8 protein-coding genes are annotated in these 21,558 nt (G+C 37.3%); all 8 read left to right on the forward strand.

Annotation, left to right across the window (positions count from 1 at the left end; all coding sequences use genetic code 11):
* Position 1 precedes the first annotated feature (1 nt).
* Positions 2-4,669 (forward strand): SDR family oxidoreductase, encoded by a 4,668-nt coding sequence (locus NSTC745_RS28715; protein ID WP_445634036.1) that lies wholly within the window; start codon positions 2-4, stop codon positions 4,667-4,669.
* Positions 4,670-4,704: 35 nt separating this feature from the next.
* Positions 4,705-6,339: a pyridoxal-dependent aspartate 1-decarboxylase PanP gene (gene panP / locus NSTC745_RS28720; protein ID WP_445634037.1), complete on the forward strand. Its 1,635-nt coding sequence runs from the start codon at positions 4,705-4,707 to the stop codon at positions 6,337-6,339.
* Between the two features lie 75 nt (positions 6,340-6,414).
* Positions 6,415-10,836 (forward strand): SDR family NAD(P)-dependent oxidoreductase, encoded by a 4,422-nt coding sequence (locus tag NSTC745_RS28725; RefSeq protein ID WP_445634038.1) that lies wholly within the window; start codon positions 6,415-6,417, stop codon positions 10,834-10,836.
* 13 nt (positions 10,837-10,849) lie between these two features.
* Positions 10,850-14,077 carry a beta-ketoacyl synthase N-terminal-like domain-containing protein gene (locus NSTC745_RS28730; protein ID WP_445634039.1) on the forward strand — a complete coding sequence of 1,076 codons (3,228 nt, stop codon included), beginning with the start codon at positions 10,850-10,852 and terminating at the stop codon, positions 14,075-14,077.
* Between the two features lie 47 nt (positions 14,078-14,124).
* On the forward strand, positions 14,125-14,898 hold the full coding sequence (locus tag NSTC745_RS28735; protein WP_445634040.1) for a class I SAM-dependent DNA methyltransferase: 774 nt from the start codon (positions 14,125-14,127) through the stop codon (positions 14,896-14,898).
* 100 nt (positions 14,899-14,998) lie between these two features.
* Entirely contained in the window at positions 14,999-19,105 is a 4,107-nt protein-coding gene (locus tag NSTC745_RS28740) for an amino acid adenylation domain-containing protein (RefSeq protein WP_445634041.1), read from the forward strand.
* Entirely contained in the window at positions 19,105-20,484 is a 1,380-nt protein-coding gene (locus NSTC745_RS28745) for a cytochrome P450 (protein ID WP_445638711.1), read from the forward strand. Before NSTC745_RS28740 ends, NSTC745_RS28745 begins: the two co-directional genes overlap by 1 nt.
* 71 nt (positions 20,485-20,555) lie before the next feature.
* A complete protein-coding gene (locus tag NSTC745_RS28750; RefSeq protein WP_445634042.1) occupies positions 20,556-21,443 on the forward strand; it encodes an SDR family NAD(P)-dependent oxidoreductase in 888 nt (295 codons plus the stop codon).
* The last annotated feature ends 115 nt before the right edge of the window (positions 21,444-21,558 follow it).

Raw genomic sequence — 21,558 nt, forward strand, 5'->3', positions numbered from 1 at the left:
TATGGAAAATTCAGGATATTTCAATAATACAACTGGTTTGGAAATAGCGATTATTGGCATGAGTGGCTGTTTTCCAAAAGCTCAAAACATCGAGCAATTTTGGCAAAATCTTCGAGACAGAGTAGAGTCAATTCATAAATTTAGCGACCAAGAATTAAAAGATTTAGGTGTAGATGCAGCTTTAATAAATGACCCGAACTATGTGAAAGCAGAAGGTCGAGTTGAAGGTATAGATTTGTTTGATGCTTCATTCTTCGACTTTAGTCCTAGAGAAGCAGAAATTCTAGATCCTTCACTGCGCTTTTTCTTAGAGTATTCATGGAAAGCACTAGAGGATGCTGGTTATAGTTCGCAGATATATAAAAAACCTATTGGAGTTTACGCTGGTACGAGTTTTGGCAGCTATCTACTGAATATTTATTCTAATTACGATTTGATAGCATCTGTAGGTGGTAAGCAAATAGAAAAAGGAACTTCTCCAGATTACGTTACTACACTTGTTTCTTATAAATTAAATTTGCAAGGACCAAGTTATGCGGTTCAAACTACTTGTTCGAGTTCGTTAGTTGCGATACATTTAGCTTGTCAAAGTTTGCTTAGTGGTGAGTGCGATATTGCTTTAGCTGGAGGAGTTTCAATCTCAACAGCAGACGGTTATTTATATCAAGAGGGAGGAATTGAATCTCCCGACGGACATTGCCGTGCTTTTGATGCTAAGGCTGCGGGAACCGTAAAAGGAAGAGGTTTAGGTCTTGTAGTTTTAAAACGATTAGAAGAAGCGATCGCCGATGGAGATTGCATCCATGCTATTATCAAAGGCTCTGCTATTAATAATGATGGCTCCGATAAAGTTAGCTACACCGCACCCAGCGTCAATGGTCAAGCGAAAGTAATTCGAGCAGCCCAAGTAATGGCTGAAGTCGAACCCGATACTATTAGCTATATTGAAGCACATGGAACCGGAACTTCGTTAGGCGACCCCGTTGAAATTGCTGCATTAACGCAAGCTTTTCGTACTAAAACTCAGAAAAAAGGATTTTGTGCCATTGGTTCTGTAAAAACCAATATCGGACATTTAGATTCAACTGCCGGTGTAGCAGGTTTAATTAAAACTGTTTTAGCCCTAAAACACAAACAAATTCCTCCTAGTTTAAACTTTGAAGAACCATCGCCTCAAATTGATTTTGCTAACAGTCCCTTTTATGTAAATAATCAATTATCAGAGTGGAAAACAAACGGTACTCCTCGCCGTGCGGGTGTTAGTTCCTTTGGTTTTGGTGGCACAAATGCCCATATAATTTTAGAAGAAGCTCCAACGCAGCAGGGGAGTAGAGGAGCAAGGGATCAGGGGAGAAAATATCAATTGGTGCTACTTTCAGCTAAGACGAATACAGCACTAGAAACTGCTACAGAAAATCTCGTTAATCATCTACAAAAGCATCCAGATTTAAATATTGCTGACGTTGCTCATACTTTACAAGTAGGTCGCTGGGCTTTCAACCATCGCCGCATGGTAGTTTGTCAAAATCAAGAGGATGCTATTAGCGCATTGCAAGACCCGCAAAGAAGTTTTACTTATTATCAAGAACCTTGTAATCGCTCGGTTGTGTTTATGTTTTCCGGGCAAGGTTCGCAATATGTAAATATGGGTCGAGAATTATATGAACATGAAAGTGTATTTAGAGAGCAAGTTGATTATTGCTGCGAACTGTTAAAACCTCACTTACAAATAGACTTACGTACAGTTATTTATCCCAGCGAAGAAACAGTTACAGAAGCAACACAAAAATTACAACAAACAGCAATTACTCAACCAGCATTGTTTGTAATTCAATATGCCATGACCAAGTTGTGGATGTCTTGGGGCGTGCGTCCTGAGGCGATGATTGGTCATAGTATTGGAGAGTATGTAGCTGCAACTATAGCCGGAGTTTTCACTTTAGAAGATACCTTAGCGATAGTAGCAATGCGAGGAAAACTCATGCAAGAGTTACCTGGCGGTGCTATGCTTTCGGTTCAGCTTTCAGAAGAGAAAATACAACAATTTCTAGAAAAAGGAATTTCTTTAGCTGCGATTAATGCACCTGCTTCTTGTGTATTGTCTGGTTCACACGCAGCAATAGATAAATTGCAAGAGAAGCTGCAACAAATAGGTGTAAATTGTCGGCGTTTGCATACATCTCATGCCTTTCATTCCGAAATGATGTCACCCATCATTGAGACTTTCATTAAGTCTTTAGAAAAAGTAAAACTTAATCCTCCGAAAATTCCTTTTATTTCCAATGTTAGTGGAACTTGGATTACTGCAAGCGAAGCAACAGCTCCTAAATATTGGGCAAAACATTTAAGGCAACCAGTACGCTTTCACTTAGGAGTTTCTGAGTTATTGAAACAGCCAGAGCAAGTATTATTGGAAGTCGGCCCGGGAAGGACTTTAAGTAGTTTGGCTAAACAACATCAAACAGATGCAACAACACTAACCTCTATACGACATCCTCAAGAGCAACAATCAGATATAGAATTTTTACTTAATACTTTGGGTAAACTTTGGTTAGTAGGGCTGCAAATTGATTGGTCTGGTTTTTATGCAAAAGAAAAACGTCATCGCCTACCTTTACCTACTTATCCTTTTGAGCGTCAACGTTATTGGATTGAGGTAAATAAAAATGCAACTTTGGCAATGATGTCGCCAAAAAAATTAGATAAAAAGCCAGATATTGCTGACTGGTTCTATGTTCCTCGCTGGAAAGAATCGACGCCTGTTGAACTTATTCAAGCGGATAAACTCCTAGAAGAAAAGCCATCTTGGTTAATTTTTGTTGATAACTATGGAGTGGGAGTAGAAATTGCCCAACGACTCAAACAACAAAATCAAGATGTAATTTTTGTCAGTGTTGGAGATAAATTTGCTAAACTTGATGGCTCGAATTATGTAATTAATCCCCAACAAAAGGATGACTATGATACTTTATTTCAAGCACTACAAGAACAGAATTGGATTAACGAAGGAAGGCAAATCGCGCATTTTTGGAGTGTAACTCCTAACGATATTTTACCTAGTCAAGAGCTAGACCCAGAAACACAATATCAATTTTTTGAAGATTGCCAAAATCTCGGTTTTGATAGTCTGTTGTTCCTTGCACAAGCCTTGGCGAAACATAATATCATTGACCCAATAAAGTTAATGGTTGTCACCAGCAATCTACATGATGTCACTGGTAATGAGAATTTATGCCCTGAGAAAGCAACTATATTAGGGCCGTGTAATGTAATTCCACAAGAATATCTCAACATAACTTGTTGTTGCTTTGATATCGTACTTGCAGACTCTAAAACTAAGCCATTACCAACACTAATAGATTCACTGACTATAGAATTTACAGCACCAATAACTGACAATTTAATTGCTTATCGGGGCAATCATCGCTGGATTAAAACTTACGAAGCTGTACGTTTAGATGAGAGTATTACCAGCAAAACCAAGTTAAGAAAAGGCGGTGTTTACCTAATCACTGGGGGTCTTGGTCGCATTGGTTTAGCAATGTCAGAATACTTAGCAAAAACAGTGCAAGCTAAGTTGATTTTAATCGGTAGAAAAGGCTTACCAGAAAGGCATAAATGGTCTGAATGGCTACTAACTCATGATGAATCTAATGAAGTTAGCCAAAAGCTGAAAAGAGTAATGATGCTTGAGGAATTAGGTGCTGACGTTGAAGCGATTAGTGCTGATGTAGCTAACGAACAACAAATGCAAAAAGCTATAGAATTAGCTAAACAACGCTTTGGTGAAATTCATGGTGTCATCCACACCGCCGGAATTAATGACGACGCGTATTACACTATTGAAGAAAGTTCTAAAGCTCAAAGTCAAGCACAATTTAGTCCTAAAGTATACGGGATATTTGTTTTAGAAAAAGTTTTGCAAGGTCAAAAGCTAGATTTTTGTTTATTCACATCTTCCTCATCATCTGTATTAGGAGGTTTGGGGTTAACTTCTTATTCTGCTGCTAACATTTTTATGGATGCTTATGCTCATAAGCAAAACCAAACAAATTTGTTTCCTTGTATTAGCGTAAACTGGGATACTTGGCAATCTCAAGAAAGCGATATCGAAGACCTAACTGTGGGAGTAGCTTTAGAAAAATTACGCATGACATGGAAGGAGGGTATAGATGTCTTTAGCCGCGTATTATGTTTAAATAGAACTCCTCAGATTGTTGTTTCTGCGGGAGAGTTGCAACCGAGAATTGAGCAATGGATAAAACGGCAATTTTTACACAATAATGCAGATACTTTATCGCTCCATTCCAGAGGAAACTTACAAAACGAGTATGTTCCAGCTAGTAATAAAGTAGAGCAAATAGTTGCGAAAGCTTGGCAGAAAGTTCTAGGAATTGAAAAGATTGGTATTTATGATAACTTTTTTGATTTGGGAGGTAGTTCTTTAATTGGTGTTGAGCTTATCTCCCAGTTACAGAAAGAATTAAATACTCATATTCCGATAATCAGCATTTATGAAAGACCAACTATCAGTTCGCTTGCCGAGCTTTTAACCAGCGATGAAGAAGTTGTTTTGCAAAAAGATTCTTACCGTCCTCAAGTAAGGTCTGCTTCAATGAAGCGTCGCAAAGAAGCTAGACAAAATCATCGCAGAGCTAGTCAAAAGTAAATAGTCAAAAGCATAAATCCTTGGTGGGGTATAAAATGGCATTAAGTCAGCAAAATTTATTTTTAGAGAATGAGCTAACGCCACAGTATGCGGTTGCTAATGAAGTGATGCAATTATTTGCACCATCTAATAGCTTAATCTCTACAGAAGCTACGATGGCTATTGAAACTGATGTATTGATTGATAATTTCTTAAATGCGATTAATACTAATTCAGATATTGAATTTAATTCATTAATAGAAACATTTACTGATAGCCAAGTTCCAGTTAATCCTGCTGACTTCGATACCTATCTTGAATATTTAGCAAATAATGTTATTAATCATTCAATACGTACATCTTCACCCCGATTTATAGGTCACATGACCTCTGCGCTGCCCTGTTTTGTACGACCTCTGGCAAAATTGATGACAGCGATGAATCAGAATGTTGTCAAAATAGAAACAGCGAAAGCTTTTAGCCCTTATGAGCGTCAGGCTTTGGCAATGATTCATAGATTAATTTATAACTTTCGTGACGAATTCTATAGCGAGCATATCCAAAATAGTCAAAGTACTTTAGGCATATTAGTTTCTGGTGGTACCGCAGCAAACATTATTGCATTATGGTGCGCTCGTAATAAATCTTTGGGTGCAAAAAATAGTTTTCCGGGTGTAGAAAAAGCAGGTTTACCAGCAGCTTTAGATTACTACGGTTATCAAGGAGCAGTAATAATTGGTTCTGAATTGATGCATTTTTCTTTTGAAAAAGCAGCAGATTTATTAGGTATAGGTACGCATAGTTTAATTAAAATTCCTACTAATAAAAACAATCAAGTGGATTTAGTAGCCTTACGTCAGGCTGTTGCAGACTGTCAATCCAAAAATTTGCATATAATTGCGATCGCTGGCGTTGCCGGTACTACTGATTCTGGTAATATAGACTCACTTTCAGATATTGCAGATATAGCCGAAGCTGCAAATGTTCATTTTCATGTAGATGCAGCTTGGGGCGGGCCGCTAATATTTTCCGAACAACATCGACAAAAACTTGCTGGTATCGAACGCGCTGATTCTGTCACAATTGATGGACATAAACAGCTGTATTTACCTATGGGTATTGGCATGGTATTCATGCGCGAACCACACCTAGCTGCATCGATTGAAAAAAATGCTAGCTATACCATGCGTAAAGGTTCATTCGATTTAGGAAAACGCGCTTTAGAAGGTTCTCGTCCGGGAATGGCATTATTTTTACATGCTGGGCTACATCTGATAGGTTTGAAGGGTTATGAATTTTTGATTGATGCAGGTATTGAGAAGACGCAATATATGGCCGATCGTATCAATGCTATGCCGGAATTTGAGTTACTATCGGAACCGGATATCAATCTACTTCTTTATCGTTATATTCCACAGTCTTTAAGAGAAGTTGCTATTAAAAAGCAATTAACAGAAAGTGATAATCAACAAATTAATATATTTAATGAGCGTTTGCAAAAAAGTCAGCGTCAAGCTGGTCGTAGTTTTATTTCGCGGACAATAAAGAGAATTAGTTGTTTGGACAAAGAGATTTCTGTAACTGCGTTGCGTGCGGTAATTGCTAATCCGTTGACAACTAAAGATGATATTGATGCGGTTTTAAATGACCAAATTCAAATTGCTTTGGATTTGGAGATATTAGATTGTTGAGAAGCTTTTATCTCACGCAGAGACGCAGAGGCGCGGAGAGGAACGCAAGAGTATGTGTAGTTATTGGTAAAAAAGATGAATAACTCTCAAGAATTTGGCAATTTTGATGATAGAGATGAGATAGCTATTATTGGGATAAATGGTAGGTTTCCAGGGGCAAATAATGTCGATCAGTTTTGGGAAAATTTGCGAGATGGAGTAGAATCAATTTCGCGTTTTACAGATGAGGAATTGCTAGCTGCTGGCGTGGAGCCAAGTTTGCTCAATGACCAAAATTATGTAAAAGCAGGCAGCATAATAGAAGGTATCGAGTTATTTGATGCTGCTTTTTTTGGATATACTCCCAGAGAAGCTGAAATTACAGATCCCCAGCATCGGATATTTTTAGAGTCTGCCTGGCAAGCTTTAGAATCTGCGGGCTATGATTCTGAATCTTATAAAGGGAAAATTGGGGTTTTTGCTGGTGTCACTAATAGTAGCTATTTATTTACAAATTTAGTTTCTAATAAAGAATTAATAGAATCGGTAGATGCTTTAAATATTTTTATTGGTAATGAAAAAGATAATTTAAGTACGCAAACTTCTTATAAATTAAATCTTACTGGTCCGAGTATTAATATTCAGAATAACTGCTCTACATCATTAATAACTGTACATTTAGCTTGTCAAAGTTTGCTCAATGGAGAAAGCGATCTTGCTTTGGCTGGTGGTGTTTCCATAGCCAAGTTACCTCAAAAATCTGGGTATCACTATCAAGAGGGAGTTCTTCATTCTCCTGACGGACATTGCCGGACTTTTGATGCTAATGCTAAAGGAACAGTGTTTGGCGATGGTTTGGGAATTGTTGTGTTAAAAAGACTGGAGGATGCTATTGCTGATGGAGATTTTATTCATGCTGTAATTAAAGGTTCCGCTATCAATAATGACGGCTCTTTAAAAGTTGGTTTTACAGCACCTAGTGTTAATGGTCAAAGAGAAGTAATTGCAGAAGCACTCGCTTTAGCTGGTGTTGAAGCCGATACTATTTCTTATATTGAAGCTCATGGAACTGCCACACCCTTAGGAGATCCCATTGAAATCAAGGCTCTCACACAAGCTTTTCGTACTAGCACAAATCGGAAAGGTTTTTGCGCTATCGGTTCAGTAAAAACTAATATTGGACATTTGGATACAGCAGCAGGTGTGACAGGTTTAATTAAAACAGTTCTGGCATTAAAACATCAAGAAATACCACCTAGCTTACATTTTGAAAAAGCAAATCCAGAAATAGATTTTGCTAACAGTCCTTTCTATGTAAATACCAAATTATCAAAGTGGAAAACTAACGGTTTACCTCGTAGAGCAGGTATAAGTTCTTTTGGCGTTGGTGGAACTAATGCCCATGTAATATTAGAAGAAGCTCCAACGCAGCAGGGGAGCAGCACTTCGGCTACGCTCAGTGACCGAGGAGCAGGGGAGCAGGGGAGAAAGTATCAATTGCTAGTACTTTCAGCTAAGACGAATAGAGCACTAGAAACTGCTACAGAAAACCTCGCTAATCATCTGCAAAAGCATCCAGACTTAAATCTTGCTGATGTAGCTTACACTCTAAAAGTAGGCCGTCGAGCTTTTGAGCATCGGCGTATGGTAGTTTGCCAAGACTTGAATGAGGCTGTAAAATTACTTCAAAATCACGACCGAGAACGTGTTTTTGACTACCATTTTCAGCCAACTCGTTGCCCTGTTATATTTATCTTTTCTGGGCAAGAATTGAAAAAATTCAACATTACCAACGAATTATACGAAGTTGAAGCAACATATCGCAAGCATGTAGATGATTGTGCCGAAATTTTGCAATCTCACATCGGTTTTGATATTCGCGATTTCCTCTTTTCAAGCTCAGATAAAATTGCCGCCGCTAACCTTAACGACGTAGCATTATTTGTAATTGAATATGCCCTGGCTCAGTTATTGATGTCATGGGGCGTGCTACCAGAAGCAATGATTGGTGAGGGTATTGGTGAATATGTTGCAGCTGCGATCGCAGGTGTATTTTCTTTAGAAGATGCCCTAGCAATTCTAACAAACAAGGGAAAAAAAGTTAAACTCAACCCGCCACGCATTCCTTTTATTTCCAGTTTAACTGGTAGTTGGATTACAGATGCACAAGCCACAAATCCCAACTATTGGAATCAAAATTTACAACATAATGTTAAATTATCCGATAATATATCTCAACTATTAGAGCAGTTTGAAGGTATTTTTCTAAATGTAGGGACTGGACAAAACTTAAGCAGATTAATTAAAGAACATTTAAATATTAATACCAAACAACATTTACTAGCTTGTTTACCTCAAAACCAACAATCAGCTGTCAGTTTTTTGTTGCAGACATTGGGGCAGTTATGGCTTTTTGGTGTCAATATAGATTGGTCAGAATTTTATAGCGAAGAAAGGCGTCATCGTTTACCTTTACCTACCTATCCTTTTGAAAGACAAAGGTATTGGATTGAGGCGAAAAAGCCAGGGCAAGATAATAATCATAGTTCGGTTTCACTCGTTAAACAACCCGATATAGCTGACTGGTTTTATATTCCTTATTGGAAGCCTTCTTTACCTCCAGCCAAACTCAATAGCCAAGAATTAGTAGCTGAAAAATCTTGCATTTTGGTATTTCTCAATGAATGCGGCTTCGGTATCAATTTAGTAAAACAACTAGAAAAACAAAACCTAGATGTAGTTCAAGTCAAAGTAGGTGACAGCTATACCCTACTTGACAAGTCTGAATATACTATCAATCCAAAAAGCCATCACGATTATGATGTTTTATTTGAAGAATTATTGAAACAAAATAAGTTGCCGAAAAAAATACTTCATTTATGGAATGTTACAGCCATAGATGACCGAGAATTAGATATTCTAGAATTAGAATTAGCCCAAAATCATGGATTTTATAGTTTATTATTTATTGCCCAAGCTTTAGGAAAACGCGAAACTACTAATGATTTTGAAATCACAGTTATTTCTAACAACCTACAGCCAGTAACGGAAACTGAAGTACTTTCCCCGGAAAAAGCAACTTTGCTCGGCCCAGTTAAAGTTATTTCTCAAGAATATGCAAATATTAATTGTCGTAGTATTGATGTTATCCTTCCTCAGGATGGCAGTTGGCAAGAAGAAAAACTAATAGAAAATTTACTGGCAGAACTGACAGTTGATAAAGCGGAAAAGTTAATTGCTTATCGAGGTTTGAATCGTTGGGTGCAGAGTTTTGAGCCAGTGCGTTTTGAGAAAACTAAAACTGAAAAACCGCGACTACGAGAAAAAGGAGTCTATTTAATTACAGGTGGACTCGGAGGTATTGGACTTGTTTTAGCAGAATATTTAGCTCGAACTGTACAAGCAAAATTATTATTAGTAGGACGTTCTGCTTTACCCAACAAAAATAAGTGGTTTCAATGGCTATCTAGTCACGATGAAACTGATAGTAATAGCTGTAAGATTCGCAAAATTCAAGAACTTGAAAACTTGGGTGCAGAAGTGTTGGCGATCGCTGCTGATGTCAGTAATATAGAACAAATGCAAAGTGCGATCGCTCAAGCTCAACAACAATTCGGTCAACTCAATGGCGTTATTCACGCTGCCGGGATTCCTGGAGGCGGCGCAATTCAACGAAAAACTCCAGAAGAAGCAGAAAAAATTCTGGCTCCCAAGGTAAAAGGAACAATAGTTATTGATACAATCATTAAAAATATTGAATTAGATTTCTTTGTTTTAGTCTCATCAAATAGCTCAATTGTAGCGGAATTTGGGCAAGTAGATTATTCTGCCGCGAATGCTTTTTTAGATGCTTACGCTCACTGTAATGCTGGAAAGCAAAACCGATTTATTACAAGCATTAATTGGGATACTTGGCAAGAGGTTGGAATGGCAGTAAACACACAATTGCCGGAACGACTCCAAGAATTACGCCTAGAAAATCTTAAACAAGGTATATTACCCCATGAAGGTGTAGATGTATTTCAGCGGATTTTAGAAAATACAATCCCTCAAGTTGTAATATCTACCTCTGATTTATTGGAAGTCTTCAAACATTACAACTCTAACAATAAAACACTAGAACTAGACTTTTTTGAAACCGTCAATTCATCCAAATTAAAATATCCCAGACCCGAACTAAGTAATGATTACGTTGCACCGCGCAGTAAAGATGAGCAAAAGCTAGTTGATATTTGGCAAGAAGTTATTGGAATTGAAAGGATAGGAATTTATGATAACTTCTTTGAGCTTGGCGGTGATTCACTTATAGGTATTCAGCTTATCGCTATCCTAAATAAGCAATTTGATTCAAATCTTTCTGTTGCCAAGCTGTATGAATGTCCAAATATAAGCTCTATGGCAAATATTTTTAGTCCTGCTGAAGAATCCGATAAAAGTAGTTTTGAACAAAGGCTAAGTAGAGGACAAAGGAGAAGACAGTTAACAATTCAAAATTCAAAATTCAAAATTCAAAATTGAAGATAATAAAGTCATGGAAGAATCAACAGTAAATCTAGATATAGCAATAGTGGGAATGTCTGGTCGTTTCCCTGGTGCGAAAAATATCGAGGAATTTTGGCAAAATATCCAAAATAAAGTTGAGTCTATTTCATTTTTCTCGAATGATGAATTAGCAGATTTAAATTTAGAAGCGGAAGTTTTAAACGACCCAAATTATGTTAAAGCTGCGTCTTTATTACCAGATATCGAACATTTTGATGCTAGATTCTTTGGCTACAGTCCAAAAGAAGCAGAACTAATTGACCCACAACATCGTCTATTCATAGAATGTGCTTGGGAAGCTCTTGAGAATGCTGGATATGACCCAGAAACATACAATGGTTTGATTGGGGTTTATGGTGGCGTCAGCACAAATACTTACTTTTTTAATAATATATATAATAACGTTAATTCCAGGGTTATTTCTAATAACTATACTTTTAATAAAGATTTTTTGACCACAAATGTTTCATATAAATTAAATTTAAAAGGCCCAAGTATAGGAGTTCAAACTTACTGTTCTACTTCATTAGTTGCCTTACACTTAGCTTGCAAAAGTTTACTTGATGAAGAGTGCGATATTGCATTAGCTGGTGGAGTTACAATTATCGTTCCACAAAAGTCTGGTTATTACTACGAACAGGATGGAATTTTATCTCCCGATGGTCATTGTCGAGCCTTTGATGCTAAAGCACAGGGTACTATTTTTGGCAGTGGATTGGGAATAGTTGTATTAAAAAGATTGCAAGATGCCATAGCAGATAGAGATTATATTCATGCAGTTGTTAAAGGTTCAGCAATTAATAATGATGGCTCTTTAAAAGTTAGCTATACCGCGCCTAGTGTAAATGGTCAGGCTGAAGTTATTGTAGAAGCTTTAGCAAATGCTGGAATAGATGCTGATGATATTTCTTATATAGAAACTCATGGAACTGGAACCGCTGCCGGAGATCCAGTAGAAATTGCAGCGTTGACTAAAGCTTTTCGTGCTTTTACACCAAGAAAAGGCTTCTGCGCTATCGGTTCAGTCAAACCAAATATCGGACATTTAGATATAGCTGCTGGCATAGCAAGTCTAATCAAAACGGTACAAGCATTAAAATATAAAAAACTACCTCCTAGCATCAATTTTGAAGTTCCCAATCCGGAAATTGATTTTGAAAATAGTCCTTTTTATGTTAATACTCAACTGACTGATTGGAAAACTAATAATACTCCTCGCAGAGCAGGAATTAGTTCCTTAGGATTTGGTGGAACCAATGCCCATGTAATTCTGGAAGAAGCACCGGAAGTTACATATTCTAATAAATCTAGACCTTGGCAATTAATATTATTGTCAGCAAAAACTAGCACAGCTTTAGAAAGTGCAACTGAAAATTTATTAGGGTATTTTAAAGAAAATCCAGAAGTAAACTTAGCTAATGTTGCTCATACTTTACAAGTTGGGCGTAGAGCTTTTAACCATCGCCGGATATTGGTATGCCAAAATGTTCGAGATGCTGTCACTGCATTAGAAACACAGCAGCAAGAACGAACTTTTACTGTATATCAAGAGTATAGAGAACAGCCTGTCATTTTCATGTTTTCTGGGCAAGGATCGCAATATCTAAACATGGGTCGGGAACTCTACGAAGTCGAAGCAACATTTCGCAAGCAGGTCGATACTTGCGCGGAGATTTTGCAACCTCACCTCGGTCTTGATATCCGCGATCTACTTTTTCCAAAATCAGAAGAAATTACCATAGCTAACGAAAAACTACAACAAACAGCCTTCACTCAGCCAGCATTATTTGTAATTGAATACGCCTTGGCTAAGTTATTGATGTCATGGGGTGTGTTACCTGCGGCGATGATTGGTCACAGCATTGGGGAATATGTTGCAGCTGCGATCGCAAGAGTATTTTCCCTTGAAGATGCCCTATTGATTGTGGCCAAAAGGGGACAGTTGATGCAACAGTTACCGCCAGGGAATATGTTAGCAATTAGGCTTGGTGAAAAAGAAGTGCGATCGCTAATTTCCAACTCTGTAGAAATCGCTGCAATTAACAGCCCAACTTCATGCGTAGTCTCTGGAACAAAAGAAGCGATCGCCAGACTAGAAAAGCAATTATCCTCTCAAGGAATTGAATGTCGTTTGTTGCATACATCCCATGCATTCCATTCTCAAATGATGTCGCCAATCTTAGAGGAATTTGGGCGATCGTTCCAAAGAATTAAACTCAATCCACCACGCATACCCTTTATTTCCAACGTAACTGGTAATTGGATTACAGACGCACAAGCTACAAATCCTAATTATTGGAGCCAGCATTTACGACAAAGTGTAAACTTTTCTGATGGGATTTCTCAACTCTTAACGGAGTTTGAAGGTGTTTTTTTAGAAGTCGGGCCGGGGCGAACTTTAAGCACATTAACCAAGCAACATTTAGATATCAATGCTAAACAAAATGTCCTGACTTCTTTACCTCACGTGCAAGAGCAAAAATCCGATGTCAGCTTTTTGCTAGAAACATTAGGTAAGTTATGGCTTTTTGGTGTAAATATAGATTGGTCGGGATTTTATACCCACGAACAGCGTCATCGTTTACCTTTACCTACCTATCCTTTTGAACGCCAAAGATACTGGCTCGATCCTAAATCTTCATCGACTTCTTTAAATACTAAATTACCACCATTAGATTTAATTCCAGAGCCAAAAAGCTTAGAACAAGTAGGCAACGTAGAATTAAGCATTACTCCAACAGAAGCTATAGAAGCATTTAAAAAAATATTATCTCTAGAACAACCAACTCAAATTTTTATTTCTACAGTAGACAATGAAGGTAGACAAAATTATGTATTGAATCTTGATTATTTAGCAAACTCAAAATCAGCTAATCAATTAGATTCATCCCCACGCTATTCTAGACCGCAATTGAGTAATTCATATATTGCCCCGACAAATGAGTTAGATAAACAAATTACGGAAATCTGGCAAGAAGTACTTGGAATTACAGAAGTTGGTATTTATGACAACTTTTATGAATTAGGAGGAGACTCTCTCATTGCTACTCAATTGGTTTCTAGATTGCGAGCCAAATTTCCTATAGATTTAGCACTACGCGACCTTTTATCGCAAGCCATGATACCAGTTAAACAAGCAGAAATGATAGAGCAACTTCTATTAGAAAAAATAGAAGATTTATCCGAAGAAGAAGTAGAAGCTTTTTTAAGTAACTAATAAAGTATTTCATTCAAAACTTTAGCCAATAACAGGAAAAATAGTCTATGTCTTTACTAAATGCTCTTCCCAACTATGACACCATCGCTAGTTTACAGAACGAATTCAAGAATACACCTGAAGTTTTAGTACAAGGTATATTACCTGCTTTAGACCAAGTATTGTTATCACAACTTTTTCCAGAAAGCCATATTCTTGAACTTGGTTGCGGTTCGGGATATTTAGCGCAACAGCTTAACATCAGAGGATATAAAGTTACTGGAATAGATGCTTCTGAAGGTATGCTAAACCACGCTAGAAAAAACGCGCCTGAAAGTGAATTTATCCTTAGTGATATACGTCAGTTTGATTTACCACCCATCTTTGATGCTGCTTTAGCCAATGATGTTTTTCATTTCATTCATAACAAAGAAGATTTGAAAGCAGCATTCAAAAACGTATATACCGCACTTAAGGATGGCGGTGTATTTGTGTTCAATATCCCCATAACAGACTGGCTACATGAAGCTGCTCAGAACAACAATTTTAATATTGTTAATATCAGCGATCGCAGTTCCTTAATAGAATTATTCTACTACAAACCCGAAGACAGACTTTGGGAAATTAAAGTCACAGGATTTGAACTAATAGATAAAAACTGGCAGCGTTCAGACACCGTTTGGTTAAGAAAAGACCACTTTTTAGTAGAAGTTGAATCAGCTTTAAAAGATGCTGGCTTCACACAATTTAATTACTATAACACCAGAGACTTTGGAGAAACCGAAGACATAGCTTGCTTTGTTTGTCAAAAAGCGTCTCTGAATGCAGGGAGTGGGGAGTAGGGAGTAGGGAGTGGGGAAAGAAAATCTTTCCTCTCCCTCCTCTCTGCGCCTCCACGTCTCTGCGTGCAAAATATCTTTAACCTCTCATTAAATACTATCAATGAATAATAATACTAATTTATCCCCAGCCAAAAAAGCCCTCTTAGAAAAATGGAAACGAGGTAAATTTCAAGCTGAAACTATTCCCAAACGCCAAATCTCTTACAACATCCCCTTATCCTTCTCCCAACAAAGACTATGGTTTATTGACCAACTTTACCACGGTAGTTCCTTCTACAATATTCCCATCGCTTTTCATATCAAAGGACAATTAAATATTACTGCACTTCACCAAAGCCTAAATGAAATCCTCAAACGTCACGAAATTTGGCGCACAACATTTAGACTTGTAAATGGACAACCAATGCAAGAAATAGCACTTGATTTAACTTGGGATTTACCCATTATTAATCTAGAATATTTATCAGATCGGGATTGGGAATCCGAGGTTAAACAAATTGTAGCCAAAGAAGCAACAAAACCCTTTAATTTAGCTAAAGGACTTTTAGTCAGAGCAACTTTATTACGCTTAAACGAACAAGAACACGTTTTGCTTGTGACCATGCATCACATTATCACCGATGGATGGTCTTGCGGCGTATTTTTGCGCGAATTGTCAACGCTATATCCAGCTTTCTCCACAAATCAACCTTCTCCCTTACCCGAACTGCCAATTCAGTATGCAGATTTCGCAATTTGGCAACGCGATCGCATTCAAGGAGAATTCCTCGCAAGCAAGTTAAAATACTGGAAGCAACAACTAAGCGGCGAACTTCCTCTACTCCAACTACCCACAGACCGCCCGCGACCTAGCGTCACAACTTTTGCAGGTGCCAAGCAATATTTCACATTCTCTACAACCTTAACTAATGCCCTCAAACAATTAAGCCAGCGAGAAGATGCCACATTATTTATGACCTTGCTGGCAGCTTTTAATATATTGTTATATCGCTACACAGACCAAGAAGATATCTTAATTGGCTCTCCAATTGCTAACCGCAACCGAGCTGAATTAGAAGGAATGTTGGGTTTATTTGTTAATACTTTAGTATTGCGTAATAACCTCAGTGGCAATCCCACCTTCCACGAATTTCTACACCAAGTCCGTCAGGTAACTCTCGATGCTTACGCACATCAAGACTTGCCTTTTGAGATGCTTGTAGAAGAATTGCAACCCGAACGCAACTTAAGCCGAAATCCACTTTATGAAGTCATGTTCGTTCTGCAAAATACTCCAACAAACGTGCAAGAAGTATCTGGATTAACTTTACGTACTTTAGACTTTGATAGCGGTACATCTCAACTAGATATTTTCCTGTCGATGTTTGAATTCCAAGAGGGATTAACAGGTTATTTGGAATACAATACAGATATTTTTAATGCAACAACGATTAATCAATTTATAAATAATTACCAAACTTTATTAGAAAACATCGTTGGGAATCCAGAGCAGCGTATCTGTGAGTTATCGTTACTAACGAATACTGAACTAGAGCAATTATTATTTAACTTTAATCAAACCAGTGTAGAATATAAAAATTTATCTCTCAATCAACTATTTGAACAACAAGTTGAACTAACACCTAATTCTATAGCTTTAATTCATCAGTCTGAACAACTAACTTATCACCAACTTAACTATAAAGTTAATCAACTGGCAAATTATTTACAAAAGCAGGGTGTAACCAAAGAAACCTTAGTTGCTATATGTCTAGAACGCTCAATAGACATGGTAGTAGGAATTTTAGCTATTCTCAAAGCTGGCGGCGCATACATTCCTCTAGATCCAAGTTATCCAGTTGAGCGTTTAAATTTTATGCTCTCGGATTCGCAAACATCGATATTAATTAGCAATCAAGAAATATTAGAAAAACTATCATTATTTTCCCCTAAAAATATTTGTCTCGATATCCACAAAGATGAAATTGCTCAACAAAGTCCAGAAAACCCCATTAACATTTCCAAACCCGATAATCTCGCCTATATCATCTATACTTCTGGCTCAACTGGAAAGCCAAAAGGTGTTCTTGGCACTCATCGCGGAACAGTAAATGGCTTACACTGGCTATGGAAAAATTATCCCTTCACTCCAGAAGAAGTTTGTTGTCAGAAAACAGCTATTAGTTTTGTAGATTCTCTTTGGGAAATTTTTGCTCCTTTACTTCAGGGAATTCCTACAGTAATCATCAGCAATGCAACTCTACTAGACCCGCAGTTATTTATAGAAACTTTAGCGCATCACCAAGTTACTCGGATTATAGTTGTACCTTCATTATTACGTTTACTTTTAGATAATTATCATCATTTAATTAAGAAATTATCACAGCTAAAACTCTGGATAACTAGCGGCGAAGCACTATCTATTAACTTAGTTAAAACTTTCCGAGAAGTCATGCCATTTGCAAAACTAATCAACCTTTACGGTTCGTCGGAAGTTTCTGCTAATGCCACTTACTACGACACCAGTTTGTTACAAGACCAAGCAAACACCGTCCCTATCGGCCGTCCTATCGATAATACTCAAGCTTATGTGTTAAATCGCAATTTACAACCAACACCTTCAGGAGTTGTGGGCGAACTTTATATTGGTGGTGATGGTTTAGCGAGGGGATATTTACATCGTCAGGAATTAACCGAAAAAAGATTTATTGATAATCCATTTATTCCGGGAACAAAGCTTTACAAAACAGGCGATTTAGTGCGTTACCTTTCTGATGGTAATCTCGAATACTTGGGCCGTCATGACGAACAAGTAAAAATCAGAGGCTTTCGAGTAGAATTAGGTGAAATCGCTAGTGTTATTACACAACATGCAGACGTGCAAGATTCTGTTGTAATTGCGGTTAATGATGCTGAAGAAAATCAACGTTTAATTGCATATATTGTCACAGACAAACAGGATATAACCACACAATTGTTGCCATATTTGCAACAAAAATTGCCTAATTATATGCTCCCCTCTGCCTTTGTGGTCTTAGATACACTACCACTTACACCTAACGGTAAAGTAGATAAGCGTTCTCTTCCTACAGATGAAGTTACCAGAGCAAATACTACTAAAACTTTAATTACTCCCCGGAATTTTACAGAGTTATCATTAGTAAAACTTTGGGAAAATCTCCTAAACACTAGTTCTATCGGGGTAACAGATAACTTCTTTAACTTGGGCGGACACTCATTTTTAGCTGTACGCTTAATAGCTCAAATTCAAGACAGATTTGGCCATAACCTGACCCTCTCTACTCTATTTGAAAACCCCACAATTGAAAAATTAGCCGCAATTGTTAGTCAGCCATTCCGCGAGAGTTCTAATTCTCCTGTGGTAGCAATTAACTCTTTTGATTCCAAGCTACCTTTCTTTTGTATACATGGTGCTGGCGGGGGCATTAATCACTATATCAATTTATCTCGAAGGCTTGGTGAAGATTATCCATTTTACGCTTTAGAACATAACCCCGATACAGAGGAACCTGAAATTATTTCAGTAGAAGAAACTGCATGTTACTACCTGCAAGAAATTCGTAAAATACAGCCAAATGGCCCTTATCTTTTAGGAGGTCATTGTTACGGTGGCGTACTTGCTTTTGAAATGGCACAGCAATTACAAAGACAGGGTGAAAGAGTAGATTTGTTAGTTGTAATTGATGCCATACTTTCAGAAACACGCATTGAACCTACAAAAGATGATGATGCCAAGTTCTTACTCCGCATGGCTGAATCTATCAAAACTGATAGTAATATAGATTTTTTAGTTTCTTTTGAAGAACTGCGAGATTTATCGGTCAACGAACAACTTAATTTAATTAATCAAAAAGCAAACTTGATCTTTACTGAGACAGAGATTAAAGATTTTATCCGTTATTACAAACTCTTCAAAGCTCATGTCCAAGCAATGCGAGATTATGTGCCAGTCGTTTATCCTCATTCGATGACTTTATTTCGAGCTAAAGAAGAGATTATTCATGATTTTGAAAGTGCGGAATTTCATACTGACGATCCCTTACTAGGTTGGGGGAAATGTTCTAGCCAACCTATTAAACTTCTCGAAGTTCCTGGGGATCATTTCTCAATTTTCGTAGAACCTCATATTCAAGAATTAGCTAAAACTTTGAGAGTTTGTATTGATAATGCTGAGTGCAATCTAAATAATGGGAGTAAAAGAAAATGATGAAACTACCCCCAGGGCCGAAAACACCATTTTGGCTGTTAGGTCTACAATTTGAGTCTAATCCTTTTAGCTATTTGGATGCTATTTACAAGCGTTATGGTGATATCGTCACTATCATGTCTGGTGCTACACCAATTGTTTATATTAGTAATCCTTTAGGCATAAAAGAAATTTTCACAAATACTAAAGAAATTATCGCCAGGGGTGCATTAAACGAAGAATTTGCCTTTATCACAGGAAATCAAGGAGTTCTACAACTCGATGGTTTAATTCACAAAAATCGGCGTAAACTTTTAATGCAAGCTTTTCATGGAGCGCGGATGCAAGCCTGTGGACAAGGTATCTGCGAACTCACAGAAAAGATGATGAGTAAACAACTACTTGGCAAGCCTTTTGTTGCATACCCAGTCATTGAAGATATTACTTTTAAAGTGGGTATAGAGCGTGTAATCGGTTTGAATGAAGGAGTACGTTACAACAAAATTAAAGATTTATTTGCATCTTTACTTAAACGCGATCGCCAATCTCCTATACTTAAAATTATTAGCAATTTTTTTGGAGAAATAGATTTAGGTAGATGGAGTCCACAAGGATATTTCCTGCATCTGCGGCGAGAACTTTTCCAATTACTATTGACTGAGGTTGAAGAACGTCGCCAGCAAGCAGATTTTTCACATACCGATATACTTAGCGATTTGTTATTGGCTCGTGATGAAACAGGCGAATCATTAACCAATGAAGAAGTACGCGACCTTTTAATATCACCTATATTTGCATCCGGTGATGCTTCTGGAACTGCTATTAGTTGGGCTTTATATTGGATTCATAGCTTAAAAAATGTTCGAGAGAAATTACTCGAAGAACTTGATAGTCTTGGTCAAAATCCAGATCCAATGAGTATTGTTACACTACCATATTTAAGTGCTGTATGTAATGAAATTCTGCGAATTTATCCAACTCAATTATTTACATTTCCTAGATTAGTAGAATCGACCGTTGAGATTATGGGCTACGAACTACATCCTGGTACGATACTTATTGGTAATATTTATTCGACCCATCAGCGCGAAGATTTATATCCAAATCCCAAAGAGTTTAAACCAGAACGCTTTTTAGAAAAACAATTTTCTCCTTACGAATTATTGCCATTTGGCGGCGGTTCTCGCGTCTGTATTGGTGCAAATTTTGCCATATTTGAAATGAAACTTATATTAGCAACTATCCTCTCAAACTATGAATTAGAGTTAACAAGTAAGCGTCCAGAACGTCCAAAATTTGCTGGTTTGATTTGTTCTCCTGCAAGTGGTGTGAAGATGGTTATACACGGTCGGCGTCAGCAATTAGAAAAATTAAAACCGCTTGTTTCTAAATTGTTTTAATTCTTCGTTTTAGTTGTTTATTTAGTTGATGCACGCAACATCAAAATATATTTAATTTAGGAGAAATCGGTATGAATCAGAGTTATAAAGGCGCAGTCGTCATTACAGGAACATCTACAGGTTTGGGTAGAGCAACTGCACTTTTATTAGCCAAACAAGGGTATCAGGTTTTTGCTGGAGTCCGCACAGAGAAAGATGCACACTCACTAAAGCAAGCTGCATCTGGTAATTTGACACCAATTATTATGGATATCACAAAAGCCGAAGAAATTAAATCTGCTACTGAATTTGTCTCGCTAGCAGTTGGCGATAAAGGCTTATTCGCATTAATTAATAATGCAGTTGTAGCCGTAGACGGCCCTTTAGAATGTATTCCAATAGATGAAGTTAGATTGAATTTTGAAGTCAATGTTGTTAGTCAAATTGCTGTCATACAAGCATTTTTACCGTTGATTAGACAAGCCAAAGGACGCATTATTAATATCAGTGCAATTTGTGGTAGGTTAGCTCTACCTTATAGAAGTCTTTTATCTGCTTCTAAATTTGCGATCGAAGCAATTACAGATTCTTTGCGAATGGAATTATTTTCTACTGGAGTTGAAGTTATTTCCATCTTACCAGCAGGAATAATAACACCAGAGCAGGCTGACAAAGTAGAAGCTAGCTATCAGCAAACATTAGCAAATATGTCACCGGAAATTAAAGCCATATATGGCAAGAATTACAAAACCTATATGCAAGGCTCGGTAGAAGATAATCGCAGCGGAGGTTTACCAGCTGAGAAAGTGGCAAATAAGATTCTTCAGGCTTTGGAAGCTCGTAAACCTAAAAGACAATATTTTGTTGTGCAATCATACTGGCGTCTGAATATGTATGCTTTATTTAAAAGGTTAGTACCGCACCAATATTTTTATGACAATTTTTATCAGGATATGCGAAAAGGAATGGAACTTGATTAGTAATTTTTTGCTGTAGTGATTGGCTTTGATTTTTTTAATGACGCTCAGTTTTTGGAAAAATCAAAAATAACTTCTATATCAAATTATTTTTAAGTAAATAAAATACAGAAAGTAA

The sequence above is a fragment of the Nostoc sp. DSM 114161 genome (assembly GCF_052692665.1).